Raw genomic sequence first — 21842 nt, forward strand, 5'->3', positions numbered from 1 at the left:
CCCATTTTTAATTTAACCGAAATTATAAAGGGGGATTCCATCTAACCGATAGCAAACAAAAATATAAAATCGATGATAACTTATAAAAACATACTTAAAACAACGGCCTACCTTACTTTGGTATTGGGAATGGGCAGTTGTAGCATAGACGATATAAAGCCTAACAATCAATTAACCCAAGAGAATACCATTAGGGACGAAGCTTCTGCCCAACAGGTGCTTAATGGGGTTTATGATCTAGGAAGGGAATTTGACCTTGCCTTTTTTCCGTTGCATTTAGCTGCCTATGGTAATGAAGGAATGATTACGGGAGGATTGTCTGGAGGACAAGGGTTCAATACCAATGAAGTACCTGTAGAAAATAGGTACTTGACCAATGTGTATAACGGACATTACAAAATTATCAATGCCGCTAATTTCCTGATCCAAGAAGTAGAGGCAGGAAGTGCAGCAGGGATTTCGGAAGAAAGTAAATTGAGTATCCTTTCTCAAGCAAAGTTTCAAAGAGCCTTTTCTTATTTTAACTTGTTGCGTTATTTTGGTCAGTTTTACGATCTTAATTCCTCTTTTGGAGTAGTGGTAAGCACGGAATTTTCTACAGAATTAAATGCTCAGCCTAGGAATTCTGTTCAAGATGTATACAGCCTTATTATAGAAGACCTAGAATTTGGTGCAGCGAACGGTCCTATGTTTGTAGAGCACTTCTATACTGGTAGCTTGGCTTCTAAGGCCCTATTGGCAAAGGTTAAGTTGTATGTTGGAGATTATACAGGTGCTGCGGTATTGGCAGAAGAAGTAATTAACAACGGTGAGGGCTATGCCTTGGAGCTTCAATACGGTGATATTTTTAACAACAGCTTTTATTCATCAGAAGTAATATTTGCTCCCTTTTCTGGTCCTGGTGCTGAAGGTGGTAGTAAAATGGATCAGATTAACAGAACTACGTATAGTGAAACCTTACGTTCCTTGGCAGATGCCCAAGTTGGCTTAGCCAATGATGGCGACTTAACAGCTACTGGGGCTGCTTATGACCCTCGTTTTAGCTTTGCCTATTCAGATGCAACCAAAGGCGTTAACACCCAAGGGAAATATCCTTTTGGAAGTACAGTAGGCTCACAGAACAACACCTTATACCACCTAAGATTGGCTGAAGTTTATTTGATTCATGCCGAGGCTGAAGCAAGACGTCAAGGTGGCGATCTTGATGCAGCACTGGCTAGTGTAAATGCATTAAGAGATCGTGCCGGGGTAACTCCGATAGTATTGGCCGATAAAGCTAGTTTATTAGAGGATATCCGTCAGGAGAAATTGTTGGAATTGTTTTTTGAAAACGGAGAGTCTTGGTTTGATGTTGTGCGTTATGATGCTTTGGGAGACCTAACGGCTTCTTCGGTAAAAGCAACGCTTACCTCAGAAAATAAATTCGTATTGCCTATCCCTTCTCAAGTATTGATAGGAAACAAAGCTGTAAACCAGAATCCTGGTTACTAAAATTGGTTAATTAAAGAAAAAACAAATCTTATGAAAAATATATTTATAATAGGAGCCATGGCACTTTTTGTGTCCTGTAAGCAGGAGCAACCACCAAAGGATTACGCCGTAATCCATGGAACCATAGAAAATCCAAAAGAAGGATTAAATTTAAGACTGTACAATCCGGAGACTTCTAAGTCAACGGCTATAAAGGTCGATGAAAATGGTCAATTCCGTGATACTTTAAAATTAGAATTACCAGTTACTTTCACTTCGGTTTATGGAGAGATTTTTAACCTCTACCTAAAAAATGACATGGATGTAGAAATTAACTTCGACGCCGATAAAATCTCGGAGAGTATCGTTTACAAAGGAAACGGTAAAGCCGAAAACGATTTTTTAAAATCTAAATCCAAACAAGTATTAAATCTTTTAGGAAAAGATTACAAAATTTATTTAGGATTGAATCAGGCCGATTTCGAGGCTAAGACCAATGCCTTTGTAAATAAAATATACAGTCAGTTAGAGGAGCAACAAGCTGTTTTGGGAGCCGACTTTGTAGATGCAGAAAAAAAGAAAATTGACGCTTTTAAAAAGAACATGACCTCTCAACATTTAGAGCAGTTAAAGATAAATGAAGAATTGGCACAGGGGAAGCCTTCGCCAGATTTTAAGGATTATTTAAACTATGATGGCGGTACTACCTCTTTAAAAGATTTACAGGGAAGTTATGTGTATATAGATGTATGGGCTACTTGGTGTGTTCCATGTGTCTATGAAATTCCTTACCTAAAAGAAGTAGAAAAAGAATTTCATGGTAAAAACATAAAATTTGTAAGTATTTCCGTAGATCGTAAGGCCGATGAGAAAAAATGGCGAGACATGATTATGGAAAAAGAATTAGGAGGCGTACAGCTATTGGCAGATAATGAAATATCGTCAAAATTTATGACCGACTATTATATTTATGGAATTCCTCGTTTTATCTTATTAGATCCCAATGGGAACATCGTAAGTTATGATGCTCCAAGGCCTTCAATGCCAGAATTGAAAGATCTTATATCGTCTTTAGATATTTAATGTTTTTTATTTGAGTTAGTAATGGTTAAAATCAGGGATGTCATGTCCCTGGTTTTTTCTTCTCTACTTTTACTTTGGGCCATCCTAAAGTGATTTTTAAGTAGTTACTCCAAGCATTTTTCACCACGTATACCAATACAAGAAAGAATTTTTGGATAGCTATAGATTTGATAAAATATTTATTACCCCATATATTAATTAAAGTATCAAAAAATGAGTAAAAAATCTCCATTCAGGTGGCTGCTTTTAGCAGTAGCCTTTTTATCGATCCAACAGTATGCCGTTGGCCAAAAAATCGATTCCAAATTCTCCAAAATAAAGGAGATGGGAGGCATTCAGGAATACACCTATTTGCCTAATGGTATGCAAGTATTATTGCTTCAGGATAATGCAGCCCCTGTTGTTACCGTGCAAATGGTATACAGGGTGGGGTCTAAGCACGAGGTAACCGGAAACACGGGGTCTACCCATTTATTAGAGCATTTGATGTTTAAGGGGACCAAAAAATTCAACAAAGAAAGCGGGACTTCTATCGATAGTAAATTAACGGCTATCGGAGCCCAGATGAATGCCACTACTTGGAACGATAGAACCAACTATTATGAGACTATCCCAAGTGATAAAATAGAACTTGCCTTGGATATAGAATCGGACAGGATGCGAAATGCTTTTCTTTTAAAAGAAGATAAGGATGCCGAGATGACCGTAGTAAGAAACGAATTTGAAAGAGGCGAAAACAATCCTAATGCGGTTTTAGGAAAAGAAATCTGGTCTACGGCCTATATGGCACACCCATATCACCATTCTACTATTGGATGGCGTTCGGACATAGAAAAAATGCCTATTGAAGTCTTAAGAAATTTCTACAACACCTATTATTGGCCAGACAACGCTACCCTTACCATTATAGGTGATTTTGAAAAGAAGAGTCTTTTTAAATTGATAGACAAGTATTTTGGCCCTATCACCAAGGCACCACATGAAATGCCACAGCCTTACACGGAAGAACCCCAGCAGTACGGTCCAAGAAGGGTTGTTATCAAAAAGCCTGGGCAACAAGGGGTACTTTCGGTAGCCTATAAAATACCGGGAACTTTACACGAAGATATGCCTGCTCTGACCGTTTTGGGAGAAATCTTGGGATCGGGAACTTCTTCTGTATTTAACCGTGCTTTTGTAGATACGGGAATTGCTTTCTATGGCTATAGCAGTGTGTCCAATTTTCAGGACGTAGGACTTTTTACAACAGCCCTTGGATTCTCTGCCGAAAAAAACCACGAGGCGGTAAACAAGCAGTTGTTGCAAGTTTTAGATAGCGTAAAAAACAATGGCGTTCAACAGGAAGATGTAGATCGAATTATCGCTAAATTAAACGCGGAAACCGTACTGTACCGCGATGGTTCTGGAAGTATCGCCAGTGAACTTACCGAAACAATAGCCGCAGGCGATTGGACAGAATTTGTTACCGCGAGTGATAAATTAGCGAAAGTTACCGCTGCTGATGTACATCGGGTAGCCAAAAAATATTTGGTCGAAGACCAAAGTACTACAGGTTATTTTATTCCGGTCGTTCCTGGAACTAATGAGATAGCGGAGGAAGCCCCAGCAAATTTTTGGGAGCCAGCAAACCAAAAACAATATTACAGACATTCACACGGAGAAAAAACTGCGGTATTACCATCGAAGGGCGTTAGTGAAGATGCTTATTTGGCCCTTCCTGAAACCAAAGGAGATGAGAAAGTAGAACGTAAAACCGTTGCAGGAATTGATGTAATCAGTAAAAAAACAGGCGCCAAAGATTTCGTTACTGTCGCGGCAAGCTTTCCAATTGGAAGTTATTTAGATCCTAATAATAACGAAATGATTCCTTCTTTGACAACACAATTGTTGAAAAAAGGAACTCTTAAAAACGATAAGTTTCAATTCTCTCAAAAATTAGAGAAATTGGGCGTTGATATATATGTTTCTGCTGGAGCTTATAATGTAAGCATTAGTTTTAAGTGTCTAACCAAAGATGTCGATACCGTTATTGGACTTTTGGCAGAAGAGTTGAGATATCCTTTGTTCGATGCCAAAGAATTTGAGCTTATCAAACAACAGAATGTTGGAGGAATGAAACAAGGGTTGACAGATCCGGGTGCCATGGGAAGAATTGCCATGTTACAGAGCATTTACCCTAAAGATCATCCTAATTATTCTTTTGATATTGAAAAAAGGATCAAGGATATTGAAAATGCTAGCCTGGAAGATGTAAAAGCATTTCATAAAAGGTATTTTGGACCAAAAGCGATGCATTTAGTAGCGATCGGTGATGTAGAAACCAAACCATTGTATGCTGCTTTGACAAAGGCATTCAAAGGATGGACCGGTGGTGAGGAACAAGTATTGCCAACGGTAAAAGTAGAAGCGTCGAAAGCTAAAACTACCGTAGTTACTATTCCAGAAAAACCTAGTGCTGAAATGTTTATTGCCCAATATACAGGTATCAAAAGATCGGATAAAGATTTCCTTCCTTTCTATATCGGAAACCACATTTTTGGTGGAGGATTTTCAGGTAGGTTGATGCGTACTGTAAGGGACGAGGATGGTCTTACCTATTCTATCGGTGCCGGCCATACTGGACATACTTTTACAGGTGGACATTGGTTGATCAACGCTTCCTTTAATCCAGAGCTTTTCCAAACAGGATTGGATGCCACCATGGCTCAATTGAAACTTTGGGTAGAAGATGGTATCACCCAAAGTGAACTAGAGGCAAAAAAATCGAACCTTACGGGAGCTTTTAAAGTTGGAATGGCAACTACCGCCGGATTGGCAGGAACAATCTTAAGCTTTGTAGAAAGAGGTTTAGAGCCCGATTATATTTATCAGTACTCCAAAGATGTAGAAGCAGTTACCCTAGAAGAAGTAAATGCAGCGATCAAAAAATATATCGATTTAGATAATCTGATCATTATTAAATCTGGTTCTTTGGATGAAAATGGAGCGCCATTAAAATAAAAAACCCCTACTTTTTGTACTATTGTAGAAAAAATCCACGCCTTCTTAAATTTAGGATCCCTAAGTTTGGGAAGGCTTTGGAAAGGCAGGCTCATAGGAACTAAAAAGAATAGTTCTATTTAAATAATTAATCGAAAATGAAAATTAAACATTTATTTTTTTTAGGACTCTTTTTTATCCAGCTAACAGCAGTTGCTCAGATTTTAAATCCAGTAGCATGGACTACTTCCGTTGAAAAGATATCCGATACAGAGTATCAACTAAATGCTACGGCGGCCATAGATGATGGTTGGCATTTATATTCCCAAAACGTACCCGAAAACGGTCCTATCCCTACAACTTTTACCTTTGTTTCCAATGATGGATTTGAATTATTGGGCGATGTCCAAGAAGAAGAAGGACATACCATTAATGACCCTGTTTTTGAGATGGTCATTAAGTTTTTTGAAAATAAAGCAATCTTCTCCCAAAAGATTAAACTTCTAAAAAAAGACCTTGAGGGTATTAGTGGAGAAGTAGAGTTTATGGTCTGTGACGACAAGAGTTGTTTGCCCCCATCTTATGTAGACTTACATTTTAACTTAAAGGGAGCTACTCAAGGAGCAGCACCAAGTGAAACAAATATCAGTCCGGTGACCGATGGGGAAGTAAAGTCCCAACAAGATACCGTTTCTGAAGAAAAAACAACGCCTTCCAACACAGGAAAGGAAAAAAACAAAGGCTTTATAGCTATATTTTTTATAGCTTTTCTCTCTGGCTTTGCCGCCCTGTTAACACCTTGTGTGTTTCCCATGATCCCCATGACGGTAAGCTTCTTTACCAAGCAGAGTAAAACAAAAGCCAAAGGAATAAAAAATGCCATTATTTATGGTATTTGTATCATTGTTATATATGTATTGCTAGGAACTGCGGTAACCGCAATTTTTGGGGCAGATTCTTTAAATGCCCTAGCGACAAATGTATGGTTCAATATCATCTTCTTTTTGTTGCTGATTGTTTTTGCACTTTCTTTTTTAGGTGCTTTCGAAATTATGTTACCTAACAAATGGGCGAATAAAGTAGACAGACAAGCCGATAGGGGTGGACTCGTAGGTATCTTCTTTATGGCTTTGGCATTGGCCATTGTTTCCTTTTCGTGTACCGGCCCTATAGTAGGTACCTTATTGGTAGAGGCTGCCTCTAAAGGGGGTATTGCGCCAATTATAGGAATGCTAGGGTTCTCCTTGGCTATTGCTTTGCCTTTTGCCTTGTTTGCCGCCTTCCCAGGCTGGTTAAACTCCTTGCCAAAATCTGGAGGTTGGTTAAATACAGTCAAAGTGGTACTGGGATTTTTAGAACTGGCATTGGCATTTAAATTTTTATCCCAAGCCGATCTGGTACTGCAATTACACTTTTTAGAACGCGAGGTTTTTATAGCTATTTGGATTGCCATTTTTGGAACCCTAGCCTTTTACCTGTTCGGGAAAATACAATTGCCGCACGACTCGCCATTGACCCATATTTCTGTGGGCAGGTTGAGTATGGGATTAATTGTACTGACATTTACCGTGTATATGATTCCTGGACTTTGGGGAGCGCCATTAAATATTATTAGCGCCTTTCCTCCTCCATTAGACTATGCGGAATCTCCTTATGGTGTCGGAAATACAAAATCGGGGGGTGGCGTAAGTGCTGCGCACCAAGATTTGCCCGAAGGAGCCCATTTATTGGCACCACACGATATTTTGGCCTTTAACGATTACGATATGGGACTTGCCTATGCCAAAAAAGTAGGCAAACCGGTAATGCTCGATTTTACTGGTTGGGCCTGTGTGAATTGCCGGAAAATGGAGCAAAACGTATGGCCAGATAGCCAAGTGTTGAGCATCCTAAAAAATGAAGTGGTCTTAATTTCCCTGTATGTAGATGACAAAAGACCTTTAGAGGGCGATGAAGTGGTCGAATCCAAACTAAGACCTGGTAAGAAACTAAAATATATTGGCCAGAAATGGAGTGAATTTCAAACCATACGATATAAAGCCAATACACAGCCATTCTACGTATTAATGGATCACGAGGAAGAAAACTTGCTAGATCCTGTGGGCTATACCCCAGACGTAGAAAACTATCTTAATTGGCTGAAGGATGGTCTTTCAAAATTTGAGAAATAAAATTATTACAAGAAAAATGTATCAAGAATCCAACAATACAAAGGTATCAGAATCGACAATCTTGGAAAACCACTTTCAACAGTTCAGACCCAATATTATAGGTGATTCCCATATTTTTGAGTCCATAAACGGGAAGCAGGAATTGCTTTATGCCGATTGGATCGCCAGCGGAAGATTATACGCACCTATAGAAAATATAATGTGCACAAAAATAGGACCAATGGTCGCTAATACGCATTCCTTTTCCAGTGAAACGGGGAAAGCGTCTACCTATGCCTACAAACATGCACGCAGCCTTATAAAAAAGCATGTAAATGCCAATGAAAACGATGTTTTGGTTACCTGTAGTACAGGAATGACTGGTGTCCTTGCACGCTTGCAACGTATTATGGGACTTCGATGGCCCGATGCGGTAAAGGACAAAGTGGTCTTATCAGAAAATGAAAGACCGGTGGTGTTTATTACCCATATGGAACACCACTCCAATCATGTGCCTTGGATGGAAACTATAGCGGATGTGGTGATATTGCCATCCGATGAAAAGCTATTGGTAGATCCAGCGCAGTTGGAAAAGGCACTGCTTAAGTATAAAGATCGCAGCCTAAAAATAGGCTCATTTACTGCTTGTTCCAATGTTACCGGGATTATTACGCCATACCAGGAACTCGCCAAAATTATGCACCAACACGGCGGGTATTGCTTGGTAGATTTTGCGGCCTCGGCTCCATACGTACAAATGGATATGCATCCCGCAGATCCCGAAGCGCAACTAGATGCCATATTTTTCTCTCCCCATAAATTCTTGGGCGGACCGGGAACTTGTGGTGTATTGGTCTTTAACAAAGAGCTGTATAATACCCAAGTCCCCGATGTACCAGGGGGGGGGAATGTAAAATGGACCAACCCATGGGGCGGCTTTGCCTATAGTGAAGATATTGAAACTAAGGAAGATGGCGGCACCCCCGGCTTTTTACAGGTAATGCGTACCGCGCTGTGTATTGAGCTAAAGGGAAAAATGGATGTGGATAAAATAAGGGAGCGCGAAGAGCAACTTTTGAACGATTGTTTTACTAGGCTCCAAGATGTTCCAGGTTTGTATATTTTGGGTTGTAAGGACCAAAAACGAATCGGTTGTGTGTCCTTCGGAATCCAAAATATCCATTACAATTTAATTGTAAGGCTGTTAAACGATCGTTTTGGGATTCAGGTGCGTGGCGGTTGGTCTTGTGCCAGTACCTACGGACATCATTTGTTCAGTATCAATGAAGATGACTCCAAAATTATGACTCAGGGCATATACGACCAGAATTTGACCGAAAAACCGGGATGGGTACGTATCTCATTGCACCCTGTCATGACCGACGAAGAGGTTAAAAGGATCTGTGATGCCATAAAATTAGTAGCAGAAAATATAGATGAATGGAGTAAGCCTTATACTTATAATTGTGCGAACAACGAATATGAGAGTGTAGAAGGCGATGATCAGATTATTGATCAAGTAAAAGAGTGGTTCTCTTTATAAAATTACTATTGGGGAAGGCTTTATACCTTCCCCGTTTTTACATCCCTATCCCCATATATAATTTTTAGGGTAACAACTACATTAATTAGCGGTTGGGAATTGGAGCAATCCCCAATGATGCCAAACAGCCTACCATATAATATGGGGCTGGTTGCGGCTCTTTCTAACCAATAGATTGCGATATTCCAGATACTTCCGCGACAGTCTCCCGTATCTTAAGGGCTAAAAACTAAAAAAAAGGGCCAGGCCAATTGTACCTCCCAAGACAATATCGACCTTGCAGATTCTCCTTTAGTAGGTGTCAAAAAATTATTTGTAAAATTTTTAGAGGTAGTTTTTGTAAATATTGATAATCTAAAATGGAAACTATTAATCTTTTCTATCTCTATTATTTTGATGGCATTAGGGTTAAAGCTTTTAAAGTTGAACAAAATAGAAGGGGAGACTAAGAAACACTGAAACCCAGGTTTATAATAATAACAGCAATTAGTTGTTTGTCTGGCAGATTTTTGATTAACTTCAAAATACTTTGAGAAAAGGGAATCATATTGTGTAAGTGTTTTAAAATAAAAGCAACATCATGAGCAGAGGATTTATAAAAGAAGACGATCAAGAAGAAATTCCAATGGTACCGCCAAGGGCAGATTTACCTATAGGGGTTACCAACTATGTAACCCCTATAGGGATGAAGGCATTAATGGATGAAAAACAGCAACTTTTGGATGAAATTGGCCAATTGGAGAGTTCAAATGAAAGAGAGCGTAGAATAGCCGTCAATCATATAAATGCAAAACTTATATTGTTAACCAATAGGATTAAGACGGCAAAAACCATAGCATTAAAAGAGCAGCCACAAGACGAAATAAGGTTTGGTGCCAAGGTAACCCTTAAGGTGTTGGCGACTAACAAGATCCAAAAATTTCAAATCGTTGGCGTCGATGAGGCAGATATAACCAAAGGGAAAATATCCTTTATCTCTCCCTTGGCCAAAATATTAATCCAAAAAAGGGTAGGGGACCGGGCCGTATTGTCATTGGCAAAAGGAGAGAGGGTTTTTGAAATTATGGATATTAATTATGAATAATTGTTCCGATATGGACCCCATGTCCAAGCATATATTATTGGGGAAAATGCGCCGATGGTACAAAATTTATCGCGTTAGGGACCGCGGCGGCATCCCCGCAGCTTGGCAAGGGATATAGCCAAGTGCCCGCCCGACGAAGGAGGGAACGCCCAAATAACTAAACCATTCAAAATTATCATTGAAATGATTTGTATGCCGAGTTAATAGATCGGTTATCATTATTAACATCAGAGGCGCAAGGCCTAAGGAAGGTCCACTACGCTCGTCAGTACAACTAGTATCACGTCTTAGGTTTTAAAAAGCACGATTTTAAGTGATTTTAGTCCTTAATTAACACTTCATTTTGAAAGGTAGGTCGTAAAAAAATAATACTTTCGCCCAAGTTTTAAAAGTCAACGAGCGTTGGCCTATATCATCTGATTCTTCTTAAATTCTAACACCTGTTTAATGGGGTATTGTGCAATGCGGCCTAAAGGATCAGAACACCTCTATTTTGATTTAAAATGTCTGAAATTTTTAAAAATCGTTGGTTTCTACTAATCGTTATCGCCCTTACTTGGGGTAGTTCTTTTATTTTGATAAAGAAATCCTTACTTGCTTTTAGTCCTTATGAAATTGGGGCCATTAGGGTAGGGGTGTCTGGATTAATGATGCTTTATATTGGGCTTCCTGCCTTGCGGAAAATGTCTAAAAAAACCTTGTTTTGGATTAGTTTGGCCGGTTTTTTTGGGAATTTTTTTCCGATGTACTTGTTTCCTTTGGCGCAGACCCAGGTGAGTAGTTCCCTAGCTGGAATTTTAGATTCTTTGGTGCCGATTTTTGTATTGGTATTTGGGTTCCTTCTTTTTGGCATACGCAGTAAAAAGGTGCAAGTTGCCGGTGCCCTTATAGGTTTTTTAGGGGCCGCAGTTTTAATGTATTTTTCGGAAGCTAGCAGTGAAGAATCCGAACTAGGATATGCGCTTTTAGTGGTGCTGGCCACCGCTTGTTATGCCGTTAGTGCCTTAATTATAAAGCAAAAATTAGAGCATATACCATCTATGGAACTTTCAGGAGCGGTATTTTCTATTTGGATGGTGCCCTCATTCGTGATATTGATCTTTTCCGGGTTTTTCCAGAATTTTAAAGCCACGCCAGAAACTTACGAAGCCTTGGGCTATTTAGGGATTCTTACTGTCTTGGGAACGGCCATCGCTATGATACTTTATTACAAATTAATAAAAAATACTACGCCGGTTTTTGCTAGTACCGTAACTTATTTATTGCCTATAGTAGCCGTAATATGGGGTCTGATCGACGGGGAGAAATTTAATCTTTGGTATTTGCTGGGAGGGTCATTAATTTTAATTGGGATTTATCTCATCCGAGAGAAAAAAATAGAACCTTAAACGCTAAACAAGGATTTTACAAATCATATTATTGTAAAAGAGAAGGTTTTAGGAGATTGTTGTTAGGGTCAACTATCTTACTGACCTTTAAAAATAGTTGTTGTCATGACAAGTAATAAAATACAACAAATAAAGAGGATTATTCGCAAGAAATGATCCTCTTTATTGTTATTCTTTTTTAAATTCCTAAAAACTTGTATATGGATGATAGGCCCATTCTTGTTAATAGAATAAGCCACATCGTAGCGACAAACGGAAACGTATAAGGGGGGATGCTAGTCTGTATCATATAGTCATCTATTATTACGGTAATCACCGTAGCGATAACCACCCAGAACCCATCTCTTCTCAATGGCCCGGCAAATGCAATGGCGCACAAAATAGCATTGAAACTAAATAGGCCCGTATCTACAGCCGAATCGGGACGGTTGAACATATTAGCAACCGTAATGGCCAATATGGAAGCAAATATTCCATAAAGGGCAGCAGTGGGACTATTTATATAAACCCCCATTAAAAACAAGAGCCCGGCGATTAAAGTTCCTTGAAACATTACTTGACCAAACCCCAGAGTAGCAAAAATAAGGTCGTCATCTATATTATCACTATCATAATCTATGCCTATCTGCTCCAAAACTTCTTCAAAAAATTCGGCCGTCGGTTCTTGCAAAACAGTCTCAGCTGCCGTGGGGTGATTCACTTTTGGAAGTATATTTCCCGTGCTGATTAAAGATACCACCACCCAGCTTAAGACTACAAAGGGGAAGGTGAACACTTTGATGTTTTTTGCAATAGCCAGCTGCATCAGAAGGGTTGCAAGGACTGAAGAAATAAGAATCCACCTCACGGATGTCCAGTTAAGTCCATATTGATGCACTAAAATTATACCCAATAGGGCTGCATTAAAACCATATAATCCCTGGTTGAATTCTTCGTGGTGTTTTTTTCTAAAAAACAGTCCTACACAAGTCCCTGCTAGAGTTGAAATTAATAGCCCTACTCCCATTAGCCAAGAACTGTACAGTACCCCTAATAAAAACAAGAATCCCGTTACTGCATTATCCTGCAGCATTATCTGTGCGACCCCTCTTAAGTTTACTGCCGTAAATTGTCTAATCTTAGATATCATACGTTTTGATCTACTAATATTTACCAGCCCAGAAAAATCATTCCTGCACCACAGATTAATATAGTAGCACCAGCGATGGCGGTCATATATTTTTCTAAAAATTCGGTTTTAATAAGGCTATATCCATAGTAACCTAATACTACCATTATCACCATCATAAGGAGGGTGAAAAACAAGAAAACTGTGGTTATTAAAATAATTCCAGAAGTAGAATTTAAAATAGCCGGATAGGTCAAAAGGGGAATCATAGGTTCACAAGGCCCTAAAAGGAAGATTATGAGCAACACCCAGGGGGTGACCTTTTTTCTCTCCGTCGGCATTACCGGCCCTTGGTTGTGTTTGTGCTCATACACATAGACATCACCACTTTCATACACATCAAAATGTTTATGGGTTTTATTGCGGTAGGCTTGGTATAATCCAATCATTAGGAAAACAAATCCAAAAATAAATAGGGCCCACGCCGCCAGGCCTCCTCTAACTTCTTCGAACCATCCTAGTTTGCTCAGGGAAAATCCTAGTGCTACGCCACCAAGGCCGAGGAGTACAGAACTCAGTACGTGTCCTGTACCACATATTACTGTCCAAAAAAGGGTACGTCTCAAAGACCATTTTTTGGCCTTTCCAATGGCTATAAAAGGGATATAATGGTCTGGTCCCGTTAGGGTATGCAAGACACTTATTGAGATTGCCGCTATTAATAGCGCATTTAAATCTGGTTCCATATTTTATTGTACTTTTAATTCTATTTTTTGCCTGCGTAAGGCACTTGCTTCTTTATCTAATTTCTGTTGTATTTTTTTTAGCGCCTTAAAGATTTGTTCGCCCGAATTTCCTAAAACCCGTAGCGCACAGGCTTCATTGGAAATTTTGGAAACGCCAAAAATAAGGTCTTCTTCTTCCGAGAGTATTTCGCTCATAAAGTCCATATGTTCTTGAGGGGCGTGAAACGGGTCGACGCATAAAAAATTGGCCTGATAGCTAAACTCCTCGTACTGTCCCGTAGTTTTAAAATCAACCTTTTTAGGGTCTAGGTACAGATTGTCCTTATAAAATAATTTGTCCTCTCGGTAAACTTTAGTTAGACTGCTGAATTTTTTAAAGGCAAAAGATTCTCCATTAAGTTTTCTTCCACAGGCCAAGATTTCTCCCCAGATAAGGACGCTGCTATTGGTCAGATATATCGTATTTTCATTTTGGAAAATAGCCCCTTTATGTGGAACGGAGGGATGTGGTAAATGACTAAAATAGGCATCATCTTCTACGTTTATTTTCATTTCTTGCCTGGCGCCATCGGGGGTGTCATAAATTCTTTGATAAGATTGTGTCTGTAGGTTGAGCAAGGTTTCTTTTTTTACGTTGATATCAATTTGATAATGGTCGTTGTTGAATAAACCAGGAGAGGAGCTCATAATCATGAGCTCCAATAATGGATTCGTTTTATCTTCCCGTACTTCTACCACGTTAAAAGGTGGACTAAAAAAGGTGTCCTTAAGAATGGTAAGTTCTCGGTACAAGCCGGTTTGTACACTATATTTTCCCATAGGTTAATATTCTAAGGTCGGTTCTTTGGCTTTTTCTTCTATTAAAGCGTATTTTTTTATCCAATTGATCACATTGTCAAGACCGTCACCTCTCATAAGGTCCGTAAAAACAAATGGGCTTCCTTGTCGCATCCTGCTCGAATCGACTCTCATTACTTCTAAACTAGCATTGACGTAAGGAGCCAAATCTGTTTTATTGATGACCAATAAATCGGAGCGCGTAATTCCAGGGCCTCCTTTTCTTGGTATTTTTTCGCCTTCGGCTACAGAAATAACAAAAATGGTGACATCTGCGAGGTCTGGGCTGAAGGTGGCCGAAAGATTGTCACCGCCACTTTCTATAAACATAATCTCGATTTCTGGATGGCGAGAGATCATTTCGTCTATGGCCTCCAAGTTCATACTAGCATCTTCACGGATAGCCGTATGGGGGCATCCACCGGTTTCAACTCCAATGATACGATCTGCCGGTAACAAGGAGTTTTTTGTGAGGTATTCGGCATCTTCCCGAGTATAAATATCGTTGGTTATCACCCCTATACTATATTCCTTTGCGATTTTATGGGATAATTTTTCGATTAAAGCTGTTTTTCCAGAACCTACTGGGCCAGCGACACCTATTTTGATATATTTTCTCTCTGACATTCTATTTAATTTTGAATTGGTTTGTTTTTATTAAGACATGTATAATCGTGAATATAAATTTTCGTGCTGCATACACCTGATATCGAAAGCAGGGTTGCACAATCCACGCATTTCCTCATCTATGGTCAAAGTTTCGTGCGCCACAATATTTATAAACTCATGGAGCTTGTACAGTATTTCCTGACCGTCCATTTGTCCTAAAGGCACCATTTTAACACTATTGGTGACCATGTTTACCGCAGCATTATAATAAAATGAACTTAGTACATCTATTATTTCTGCCCCTAAAAGAGCGGTGATCATCCCAAAAACAACTGAAAAATGCCCTGGTGTTTTTTTCTCCTTTACGGCTTGATAGAAATCGTGCATTAATTTAAAATCGTGTAGGCGGACATAGATCTTTAAAAGCCTTGTCCCTAGTTTTAAGCTACCCTCGCGCACCTCCATAGGTGTTTTAAGGGCGTGACTTTCATTGTCTAGTTCGAGCAGGGCTTCTAGGTCATTTTTTTGCGCTAGGTAAAAGGCGTCCCGAACAAAAACGCCATCGTTAAATTTATAATTGTAGAGCAGCATATTTTTTACAAACTCGGTCGTAGTGACTACGTCCTTTACCTTGTTTTGTTGAATATAGGTCTCTAAACCATTAGAGTGCGAATACCCTCCTATAGGTAGGGTGGGATCCGATATATGGAGTAACTCTAATAGCATGTTTCCGTTATTTTTACGCATTGGATTTATGATTTTGTGGTAAGATCCAGAATCTTGGAAAATAAAGATGGATTTTGATTGCCGTGGGAGTGTCCTACATTGGCCTTTAACATATTGAGCAATTTGCAGTGTTTTTTTTCCACGATATAACCGGTGGCCACCAATAAACGCTCTAAAGGCTTTTCATAGGCCACAAGTACCTTATCCTCTTGAATAAAAAGAGGTAAATGCTTGTTTCCTATTTCGTAACAAACCGTTCCCATTTCCAATAAATTTCTCGGGGTAACTTCCAAGCTATCGCAGGGTAAAACGGAAACTACTACTACGCTATTTTCGTCTTCCATGACTATATCTCCTTGGTGTAAACGCTGGCCTTCCATTAAAAATTTTATAGCCACTTCTCGGCCATTTTCTGTTTTCTTGCGCATAATGCGCTTGGTCATTTCATACCATTCCAAATACAGGGTGTCTACGGTCTTGGTTCCTATATTATAGGTTTCTAAATTTCCTATTACTTCTTTACATACCATTAGCAAAACATTTTTTGATAATCTACATGGCACGGTTCAAGGCTAGTCCCTCGTTTAAGCGTCAGGGATAGTACGTACTCTAATATCTCTTGGCTTACCTTGGAGATTGCGTTACCAGGCCATGTAGTTATATTTTTTTTTAGAATAAAAAATACCGTTGTGCTAACGGAACAACATCAATAGCTTCACAGGTAATTTTCACGCCATCGACCTTTACTTCGTAGGTTTCTGGATTCACCTCTATCACAGGAGTTTTGTCGTTGTGTATCAAATCTTTTTTGGATACGCTTCGGCAATTGGTCACCGCGAACAACTGTTTGTTAAGGCCATATTTTTCCTTAATATTATTGTTCATTGCTGCCTTAGATACAAAGGTGGCACAGGTTTTATGTACGGCACTTCCCATACTTCCAAACATTAGGCGCATTAAAATAGGCTGGGGGGTAGGGATAGAGCCGTTAGGGTCTCCCATTTTACTCGCTACGATCATTCCGCCTTTGATGATCATTTCTGGTTTAGCACCAAATAGAGCAGGTTTCCACAATACGATATCGGCCATTTTATGGGGCTCTATAGAACCAACATGATTAGAGATACCGTGGGCTAGGGCAGGATTAATGGTATATTTAGCCACATAGCGCTTTGCTCTAAAGTTATCGGCTTTTACTTTTTTGTCTTCCTCTAGGAAACCTTGTTGAATTTTATTTTTGTGGGCTGTTTGCCACGTTCTAGCGATGGTTTCTCCGACGCGTCCCATTGCTTGGGAATCTGAACTCATGATACTGAAAACGCCCATATCGTGAAGGATATCCTCGGCAGCTATAGTCTCTGGACGAATCCTTGAATCGGCAAAAGCTACATCTTCGGGAATACTTTTACTTAAATGGTGACATACCATTAACATGTCTAAATGTTCGTCTATGGTGTTTTTGGTAAACGGACGTGTTGGGTTGGTAGATGCGGGAAGTACGTTGGGGTACATGGCAGCTTTGATAATATCTGGTGCATGTCCGCCCCCAGCACCTTCGGTATGAAAGGTATGTATAGTTCGTCCGTTAATAGCATCCATGGTATCTTCTAAAAAACCAGCCTCGTTCAAGGTATCGGAGTGCAAGGCTATTTGGATGTCGTATTCATCGGCAACCTTTAAAGACGCGTCAATTACAGCCGGAGTAGCCCCCCAATCCTCATGAACCTTAAGTCCAAGAACACCTGCTTCTACTTGTTCTTCTAGGGGCGCCAATTGCGAACAGTTTCCCTTGCCGAAAAAACCTAAATTCATAGGCAGGTTATCGGTAGCCTGCAGCATTCTTTTGATATTCCATGCTCCTGGGGTTACTGTAGTAGCATTACTACCATCTGCGGGGCCAGTACCTCCTCCGATCATGGTCGTAATTCCGCTAAAAAGTGCGTGTTCTATTTGTTGTGGAGATATGTAATGAATATGGGTATCTATTCCCCCTGGTGTCGCAATCATATTTTCACCACTGTGTACTTCTGTAGAGGCTCCAATGATCATATGTGGATCTACGTCTTCCATAGTATCCGGGTTTCCTGCTTTCCCTACCCCAACAATTTTTCCGTCCTTAATACCAATATCGCCTTTAACGATTCCCCAATGATCTAAGACAATTGCGTTCAGGATGACTAAGTCCAATACGCCACTATCGCGAGTGGCGGTACTAGATTGAGCCATTCCGTCTCGGACGGTTTTTCCACCACCAAATTTGTTTTCTTCACCATAAAAGGCGTAGTCCTTTTCTACTTCAATAAAGAGCTCGGTATCACCAAGTCTTATTTTGTCACCAACTGTAGGGCCATACATGTTGGCATATTTTATACGATCTATTTTAAAACTCATGATTTTTTATTTTTATAGCCTTCCTGCTCTATTTTTATCATTGATCTTCTTAAGTTCTGGGGATTCATAGTATCTCCAGTACATAAGTTGTTTAACCCAAAGGAATTGCGTCTTCCACCAAGACTAATCAATTCTACTGTGGTAGATTCTCCCGGTTCAAAGCGAACGGCAGTTCCCGATGGGATATTTAGCCGTTGTCCAAAGGCTTTTTCACGATCAAATTCCATTTCCCGATTCACTTCGAAAAAATGATAGTGCGAACCGATTTGTATGGGACGATCTCCCTTGTTTATGACTTTAATTTTAAAGGTATCCCGAAACGGGTTACATTCTATGTCTTCTTTTTTTAAGATGTATTCTCCTGGTATCATAATGTATATCTTAAGGTTATCGAATAGGGTTATGAACGGTCACCAGCTTTGTTCCGTCGGGAAACGTAGCTTCAATTTGTACGTCGTGTATCATTTCGGGAATGCCTTCCATGACATCCTCTCGTGTTAAATAGGTAGCGCCTTCCTGCATAAGTTCGGCTACGGTCCTTCCATCTCTGGCACCTTCCTGTAGCCTGTTGCTAATAAGGGCGATAGATTCTGGGTAGTTTAGTTTTAGGCCTCTGGCCTTTCGTTTTTCGGCGAGTTCGCCAGCCATGAAAATGAGAAGTTTTTCGGTCTCCCTAGATGTTAAGTGCATAATTGTGGTGTTAAAAGGTTAATGATCAACTAACTATAAGGAATATAAATACAAGGATGATGTGTTTATAATACCTTTATATTTTGAATATAAACGTGCGAATCTGTGTGTTTATCTACAGAAATAAGTAAGTTTTTTCTTAAAGATCCGGGGGTGCGGATGTTTCCTGTTTAAAAAATCTGAAAGCGATAAAAAGTATACATTAATATCCTAAAAAAACATGGATGTTTTTTAGATATTGAAATCCATATTTCTAATAAACAGCCTATCAAAGTTCTCAAATGCTTTTGAGATTTGGGTTAGGCAGTAGTACGTTTTTATTCGCATGAATGACGATAGTCTTGCGGCAATAAACTGAATATGTGTATTATAAATATACAATTAATTGTTGAAACAGCAGATATAATTGGACTGCTGCTAGAGGGGGGATTGTTTTTTTGGGGGTGCTAAAGAATTTATTGGTAGAAGAGATACTTGTACATGTAAATTCTAATTTTCGAGCGTTTTGGGTTTGATTTATATCTCCTTTTTTGGAAACAGGAGAAAAATCAATGGCTCGGCCTACTATGGCGTCATGACTCTTTGCCTTTTTGTTGGACTTTGAAAAATCTGTAGAGATAAATGATTTCTTTTCTTTATCCGTCGTCTCAACGTATGCAAAAGTTTCGGTGGTAAAGCCGAAGATGCAATAGAATAAAAGAAAAAATTTAACAATACTCTTCATGAAATCTGAATCCAATAAATTAAGCAGAAAGTCAATTTTATAAAAGAGAGTAAAGGTACAATTTATGTGAATGTGAAAAAAAGTAAATTAATTTTTTTAATAAAAAAATAACAATATGTATTGGGATGAAATTTGCCTTTAGGGATAAAGTCGCATAGTGCAATTTTAACAAAGCCAAAAGTTGCTTTGGTCTTATTTATGTAAATGTTTTTTGATCATGAGGATTAATTTTGCGCTGTCAATTGGTTTGGAAATATAATCGGTACAACCTGCCTCAAAGGCTTTTACCTTATCTTCTCTAAAACCTAAGCCTGTTTGTGCAATAATAGGGATATTGCTATTAAAACTTCTAATCTGGCGGGTAGCCACAAGGCCATCCATGATAGGCATATTTAAATCCATCAGAACAAGGGATACCGACTTATTTTCTTTAAATTTATCTATCGCACTGGCTCCGTCCTTAGCATGTATCACGGTAATACCTTGTTTTTGCAGTAATTTGCTACAATATAAAAAACTTATCCTATCGTCCTCCGCCAACAACACCGTGGTATTTTTAGGAATCTTATCGAGGGGAGTCTCCTTAGGGATATGTTCTAGTTTTACTGGAACATAAGGAATAGAGAAAAAGAAGGTGCTGCCGTTTCCGATTATGGAATCTACCCAAATATTGCCTCCTAGGATATCAATATGTGCTTTTGCAATACTTAGGCCAAGACCAACACCTTCATAGGTTCTTGCCAATTGATCGTCGACTTGTATAAATCGATCGAAGATGGAGTTAATGCGGTCCTTAGGAATCCCAATACCACTATCCTTCACAAAAAACACCAAATTGTTACCTTCCCGGTAGTTGCCTATTTCAATGGATCCTTCTTTAGTATATTTTATAGCATTGTTAATCAGATTAGAAAGAATACCCTCTAATTTAGTATTGTCCGTTTGGATGATGGCTGTAGCCCCGCTTAGGGATTTTTCCGAAAGCATTAAATTCAATCCCTTTTTCTCGGCCAATGCTTTAAAAAAATTGAAGTTGTATAACAAAACTTCCTCTGTATTGACATCGGTAATATTTATTTCGTTAATACCCGATTCTATCTTCGAAATTTTAATGATATCGTTTACCGTATTCATCAGTCGCGCGCCACTTTGGTTTACGATGTCTATATATTCTTTTCTTTCATCAGAAGTTATATTGGGCTCCTGCAGGAATTGCATAAAGCCTAGAATACCGTTCATTGGGGTACGTATTTCATGCGATATATTTTGTAAAAATGCCGTTTTAAGCCTATCGCTTTCTTCTGCTTTTTCTTTAGACTTTATAAGTTCGGCCTCAGTTCTTTTTCGTTTTGTAATATCTAGATTTACCCCTCTTAGGCCTACCATTTTGCCGTTCTCAAAGAATGGTTTGATGCTGTTTTGAATCCACATGATTTCATTATCGGGGAGCAAAATTCGATGTTCGAGGACCATTTTTCTTTTTTGTTGTACTAACTGGTCATATCCTTCCGTAATCATATAGCGGTCATCTGGGTGCACTTTGCTTAAAAAATACTCAAAGCTTACCTTGGTGTTTTCTGGTGATACTTTAAACAACTGGTATAGGTTTTCTGACCATCTAGTGACGTTTTTGACTATATCCCATTCCCAGCTTCCCATACGGGCAATTTCTTCGGCATGGCTCATAAAAGCCTCATGATCCTCTAGGGCTTTAGAACTTCTTTTTCTTTCTGTAATATCTATGATAGAAGTTAGTACCGTAAAACCATTTGTTTCTCCATCATCTTGGATTAAGGAAACAAAAAGGTCGCCCCAAATTACTTCACCAGATTTATGAATATACCGTTTTTGAAGTCGATACTCGGTAATTTCTCCACGGATCAGACGCTCGAAATCCCTGCTTCCTTTTTCAATATCGGCAGGGTAGGTGATGTCCGAAAACGTTTTAGAATTTAAGGTTTTCAGAGAATGGCCAACGAAAGTACAGAAGGATGGGTTGGCATATAGAAAGTTTTTGTCTTTATTGATTACTGTGTAACCGATAGGTGATTTTTCTAGGGATATTTTAAAATTCATTGAATGAATTGAGTAATTCTACAGATATCTAATCCCTTCATCGTTGCGGTATATGAAGCCCACCACAGTCTTTGTTAAACGGACTGAACCTTAAGTTGTATTATAGTGATGCTGTATGACACTACTTATAAACTATCTATAAAATTGACTCTTATTTTATTATAAAGCCAAACAGAGCAGCTATACTATGCATTGACAGGTGGTTATTGGCCATGGTCCTATAACAATTGGACCATGG

The 21842-nt window shown here is 39.1% G+C and carries 18 protein-coding genes; 7 read left to right on the top strand and 11 right to left on the bottom strand.

The window, feature by feature from the left end:
* The first annotated feature begins 72 nt into the window (after positions 1-72).
* From HCG49_RS10190 to HCG49_RS10220, 7 genes are all read left to right on the top strand, one after another.
* Complete coding sequence (locus HCG49_RS10190) at positions 73-1491, top strand: RagB/SusD family nutrient uptake outer membrane protein (protein ID WP_168469429.1); 1419 nt, start codon at positions 73-75, stop codon at positions 1489-1491.
* Positions 1492-1521: 30 nt separating this feature from the next.
* Entirely contained in the window at positions 1522-2553 is a 1032-nt protein-coding gene (locus HCG49_RS10195) for a TlpA family protein disulfide reductase (protein WP_168469430.1), read from the top strand.
* A gap of 213 nt (positions 2554-2766) precedes the next feature.
* Positions 2767-5553 carry a M16 family metallopeptidase gene (locus HCG49_RS10200; RefSeq protein ID WP_168469431.1) on the top strand — a complete coding sequence of 929 codons (2787 nt, stop codon included), beginning with the start codon at positions 2767-2769 and terminating at the stop codon, positions 5551-5553.
* 137 nt (positions 5554-5690) lie between these two features.
* Complete coding sequence (locus HCG49_RS10205) at positions 5691-7703, top strand: protein-disulfide reductase DsbD family protein (protein WP_205764377.1); 2013 nt, start codon at positions 5691-5693, stop codon at positions 7701-7703.
* Positions 7704-7719: 16 nt separating this feature from the next.
* Positions 7720-9225 (top strand): aminotransferase class V-fold PLP-dependent enzyme, encoded by a 1506-nt coding sequence (locus HCG49_RS10210; RefSeq protein WP_168469432.1) that lies wholly within the window; start codon positions 7720-7722, stop codon positions 9223-9225.
* 580 nt (positions 9226-9805) lie between these two features.
* A complete protein-coding gene (locus HCG49_RS10215; protein ID WP_168469433.1) occupies positions 9806-10309 on the top strand; it encodes a GreA/GreB family elongation factor in 504 nt (167 codons plus the stop codon).
* 503 nt (positions 10310-10812) lie between these two features.
* Complete coding sequence (locus tag HCG49_RS10220) at positions 10813-11697, top strand: DMT family transporter (protein WP_168469434.1); 885 nt, start codon at positions 10813-10815, stop codon at positions 11695-11697.
* A 178-nt stretch (positions 11698-11875) separates the two neighbouring features.
* Here HCG49_RS10220 and HCG49_RS10225 read toward each other — a convergent pair whose 3' ends face one another.
* The 11 genes from HCG49_RS10225 to HCG49_RS10275 form a co-directional block, all read right to left on the bottom strand.
* Entirely contained in the window at positions 11876-12826 is a 951-nt protein-coding gene (locus HCG49_RS10225; protein ID WP_168469435.1) for an urea transporter, read from the bottom strand.
* A 20-nt stretch (positions 12827-12846) separates the two neighbouring features.
* Positions 12847-13551, bottom strand: coding sequence for a hypothetical protein (locus HCG49_RS10230; protein WP_168469436.1), 705 nt, complete (start codon positions 13549-13551; stop codon positions 12847-12849).
* Positions 13552-13554: 3 nt separating this feature from the next.
* Positions 13555-14370: an urease accessory protein UreD gene (locus tag HCG49_RS10235; RefSeq protein ID WP_168469437.1), complete on the bottom strand. Its 816-nt coding sequence runs from the start codon at positions 14368-14370 to the stop codon at positions 13555-13557.
* Positions 14371-14373: 3 nt separating this feature from the next.
* Entirely contained in the window at positions 14374-15015 is a 642-nt protein-coding gene (ureG, locus tag HCG49_RS10240) for an urease accessory protein UreG (RefSeq protein ID WP_168469438.1), read from the bottom strand.
* 30 nt (positions 15016-15045) lie between these two features.
* Positions 15046-15744 (bottom strand): urease accessory protein UreF, encoded by a 699-nt coding sequence (locus tag HCG49_RS10245; RefSeq protein ID WP_240938674.1) that lies wholly within the window; start codon positions 15742-15744, stop codon positions 15046-15048.
* Positions 15745-15749: 5 nt separating this feature from the next.
* The gene (gene ureE, locus HCG49_RS10250) at positions 15750-16253 is read right to left on the bottom strand and encodes an urease accessory protein UreE (protein WP_168469439.1); all 504 of its coding nucleotides are present in this window, start codon (positions 16251-16253) and stop codon (positions 15750-15752) included.
* Positions 16254-16392: 139 nt separating this feature from the next.
* Positions 16393-18114, bottom strand: a complete 1722-nt coding sequence (ureC, locus tag HCG49_RS10255) for an urease subunit alpha (RefSeq protein WP_168469440.1) — start codon at positions 18112-18114, stop codon at positions 16393-16395.
* Complete coding sequence (gene ureB / locus HCG49_RS10260; protein ID WP_168469441.1) at positions 18111-18485, bottom strand: urease subunit beta; 375 nt, start codon at positions 18483-18485, stop codon at positions 18111-18113. The genes ureC and ureB overlap by 4 nt, the downstream gene beginning before the upstream one ends.
* 16 nt (positions 18486-18501) lie before the next feature.
* Positions 18502-18804 (bottom strand): urease subunit gamma, encoded by a 303-nt coding sequence (gene ureA, locus HCG49_RS10265; protein ID WP_168469442.1) that lies wholly within the window; start codon positions 18802-18804, stop codon positions 18502-18504.
* Between the two features lie 367 nt (positions 18805-19171).
* Positions 19172-19528 carry a hypothetical protein gene (locus HCG49_RS10270; protein WP_168469443.1) on the bottom strand — a complete coding sequence of 119 codons (357 nt, stop codon included), beginning with the start codon at positions 19526-19528 and terminating at the stop codon, positions 19172-19174.
* A 192-nt stretch (positions 19529-19720) separates the two neighbouring features.
* Positions 19721-21604, bottom strand: coding sequence for a PAS domain S-box protein (locus HCG49_RS10275; protein WP_168469444.1), 1884 nt, complete (start codon positions 21602-21604; stop codon positions 19721-19723).
* Between the last annotated feature and the right edge of the window lie 238 nt (positions 21605-21842).

Origin of the sequence: Arenibacter sp. 6A1 (genome assembly GCF_012272855.1) — a bacterium.
Lineage (GTDB): Bacteria > Bacteroidota > Bacteroidia > Flavobacteriales > Flavobacteriaceae > Arenibacter.

What these genes read in the sequence shown, in the direction of transcription:
- ureA (WP_168469442.1), bottom strand. Translation starts at nt 18,804, where the DNA reads ATGCACTTAACATCTAGGGAGACCGAAAAACTTCTCATTTTCATGGCT.
- ureG (WP_168469438.1), bottom strand. Translation starts at nt 15,015, where the DNA reads ATGTCAGAGAGAAAATATATCAAAATAGGTGTCGCTGGCCCAGTAGGT.
- HCG49_RS10270 (WP_168469443.1), bottom strand. Translation starts at nt 19,528, where the DNA reads ATGAAGAGTATTGTTAAATTTTTTCTTTTATTCTATTGCATCTTCGGC.
- HCG49_RS10210 (WP_168469432.1), top strand. Translation starts at nt 7,720, where the DNA reads ATGTATCAAGAATCCAACAATACAAAGGTATCAGAATCGACAATCTTG.
- ureE (WP_168469439.1), bottom strand. Translation starts at nt 16,253, where the DNA reads ATGGTATGTAAAGAAGTAATAGGAAATTTAGAAACCTATAATATAGGA.
- HCG49_RS10230 (WP_168469436.1), bottom strand. Translation starts at nt 13,551, where the DNA reads ATGGAACCAGATTTAAATGCGCTATTAATAGCGGCAATCTCAATAAGT.
- ureB (WP_168469441.1), bottom strand. Translation starts at nt 18,485, where the DNA reads ATGATACCAGGAGAATACATCTTAAAAAAAGAAGACATAGAATGTAAC.
- HCG49_RS10215 (WP_168469433.1), top strand. Translation starts at nt 9,806, where the DNA reads ATGAGCAGAGGATTTATAAAAGAAGACGATCAAGAAGAAATTCCAATG.
- ureC (WP_168469440.1), bottom strand. Translation starts at nt 18,114, where the DNA reads ATGAGTTTTAAAATAGATCGTATAAAATATGCCAACATGTATGGCCCT.
- HCG49_RS10235 (WP_168469437.1), bottom strand. Translation starts at nt 14,370, where the DNA reads ATGGGAAAATATAGTGTACAAACCGGCTTGTACCGAGAACTTACCATT.
- HCG49_RS10190 (WP_168469429.1), top strand. Translation starts at nt 73, where the DNA reads ATGATAACTTATAAAAACATACTTAAAACAACGGCCTACCTTACTTTG.
- HCG49_RS10245 (WP_240938674.1), bottom strand. Translation starts at nt 15,744, where the DNA reads ATGCGTAAAAATAACGGAAACATGCTATTAGAGTTACTCCATATATCG.
- HCG49_RS10195 (WP_168469430.1), top strand. Translation starts at nt 1,522, where the DNA reads ATGAAAAATATATTTATAATAGGAGCCATGGCACTTTTTGTGTCCTGT.
- HCG49_RS10200 (WP_168469431.1), top strand. Translation starts at nt 2,767, where the DNA reads ATGAGTAAAAAATCTCCATTCAGGTGGCTGCTTTTAGCAGTAGCCTTT.
- HCG49_RS10220 (WP_168469434.1), top strand. Translation starts at nt 10,813, where the DNA reads ATGTCTGAAATTTTTAAAAATCGTTGGTTTCTACTAATCGTTATCGCC.
- HCG49_RS10205 (WP_205764377.1), top strand. Translation starts at nt 5,691, where the DNA reads ATGAAAATTAAACATTTATTTTTTTTAGGACTCTTTTTTATCCAGCTA.
- HCG49_RS10225 (WP_168469435.1), bottom strand. Translation starts at nt 12,826, where the DNA reads ATGATATCTAAGATTAGACAATTTACGGCAGTAAACTTAAGAGGGGTC.
- HCG49_RS10275 (WP_168469444.1), bottom strand. Translation starts at nt 21,604, where the DNA reads ATGAATTTTAAAATATCCCTAGAAAAATCACCTATCGGTTACACAGTA.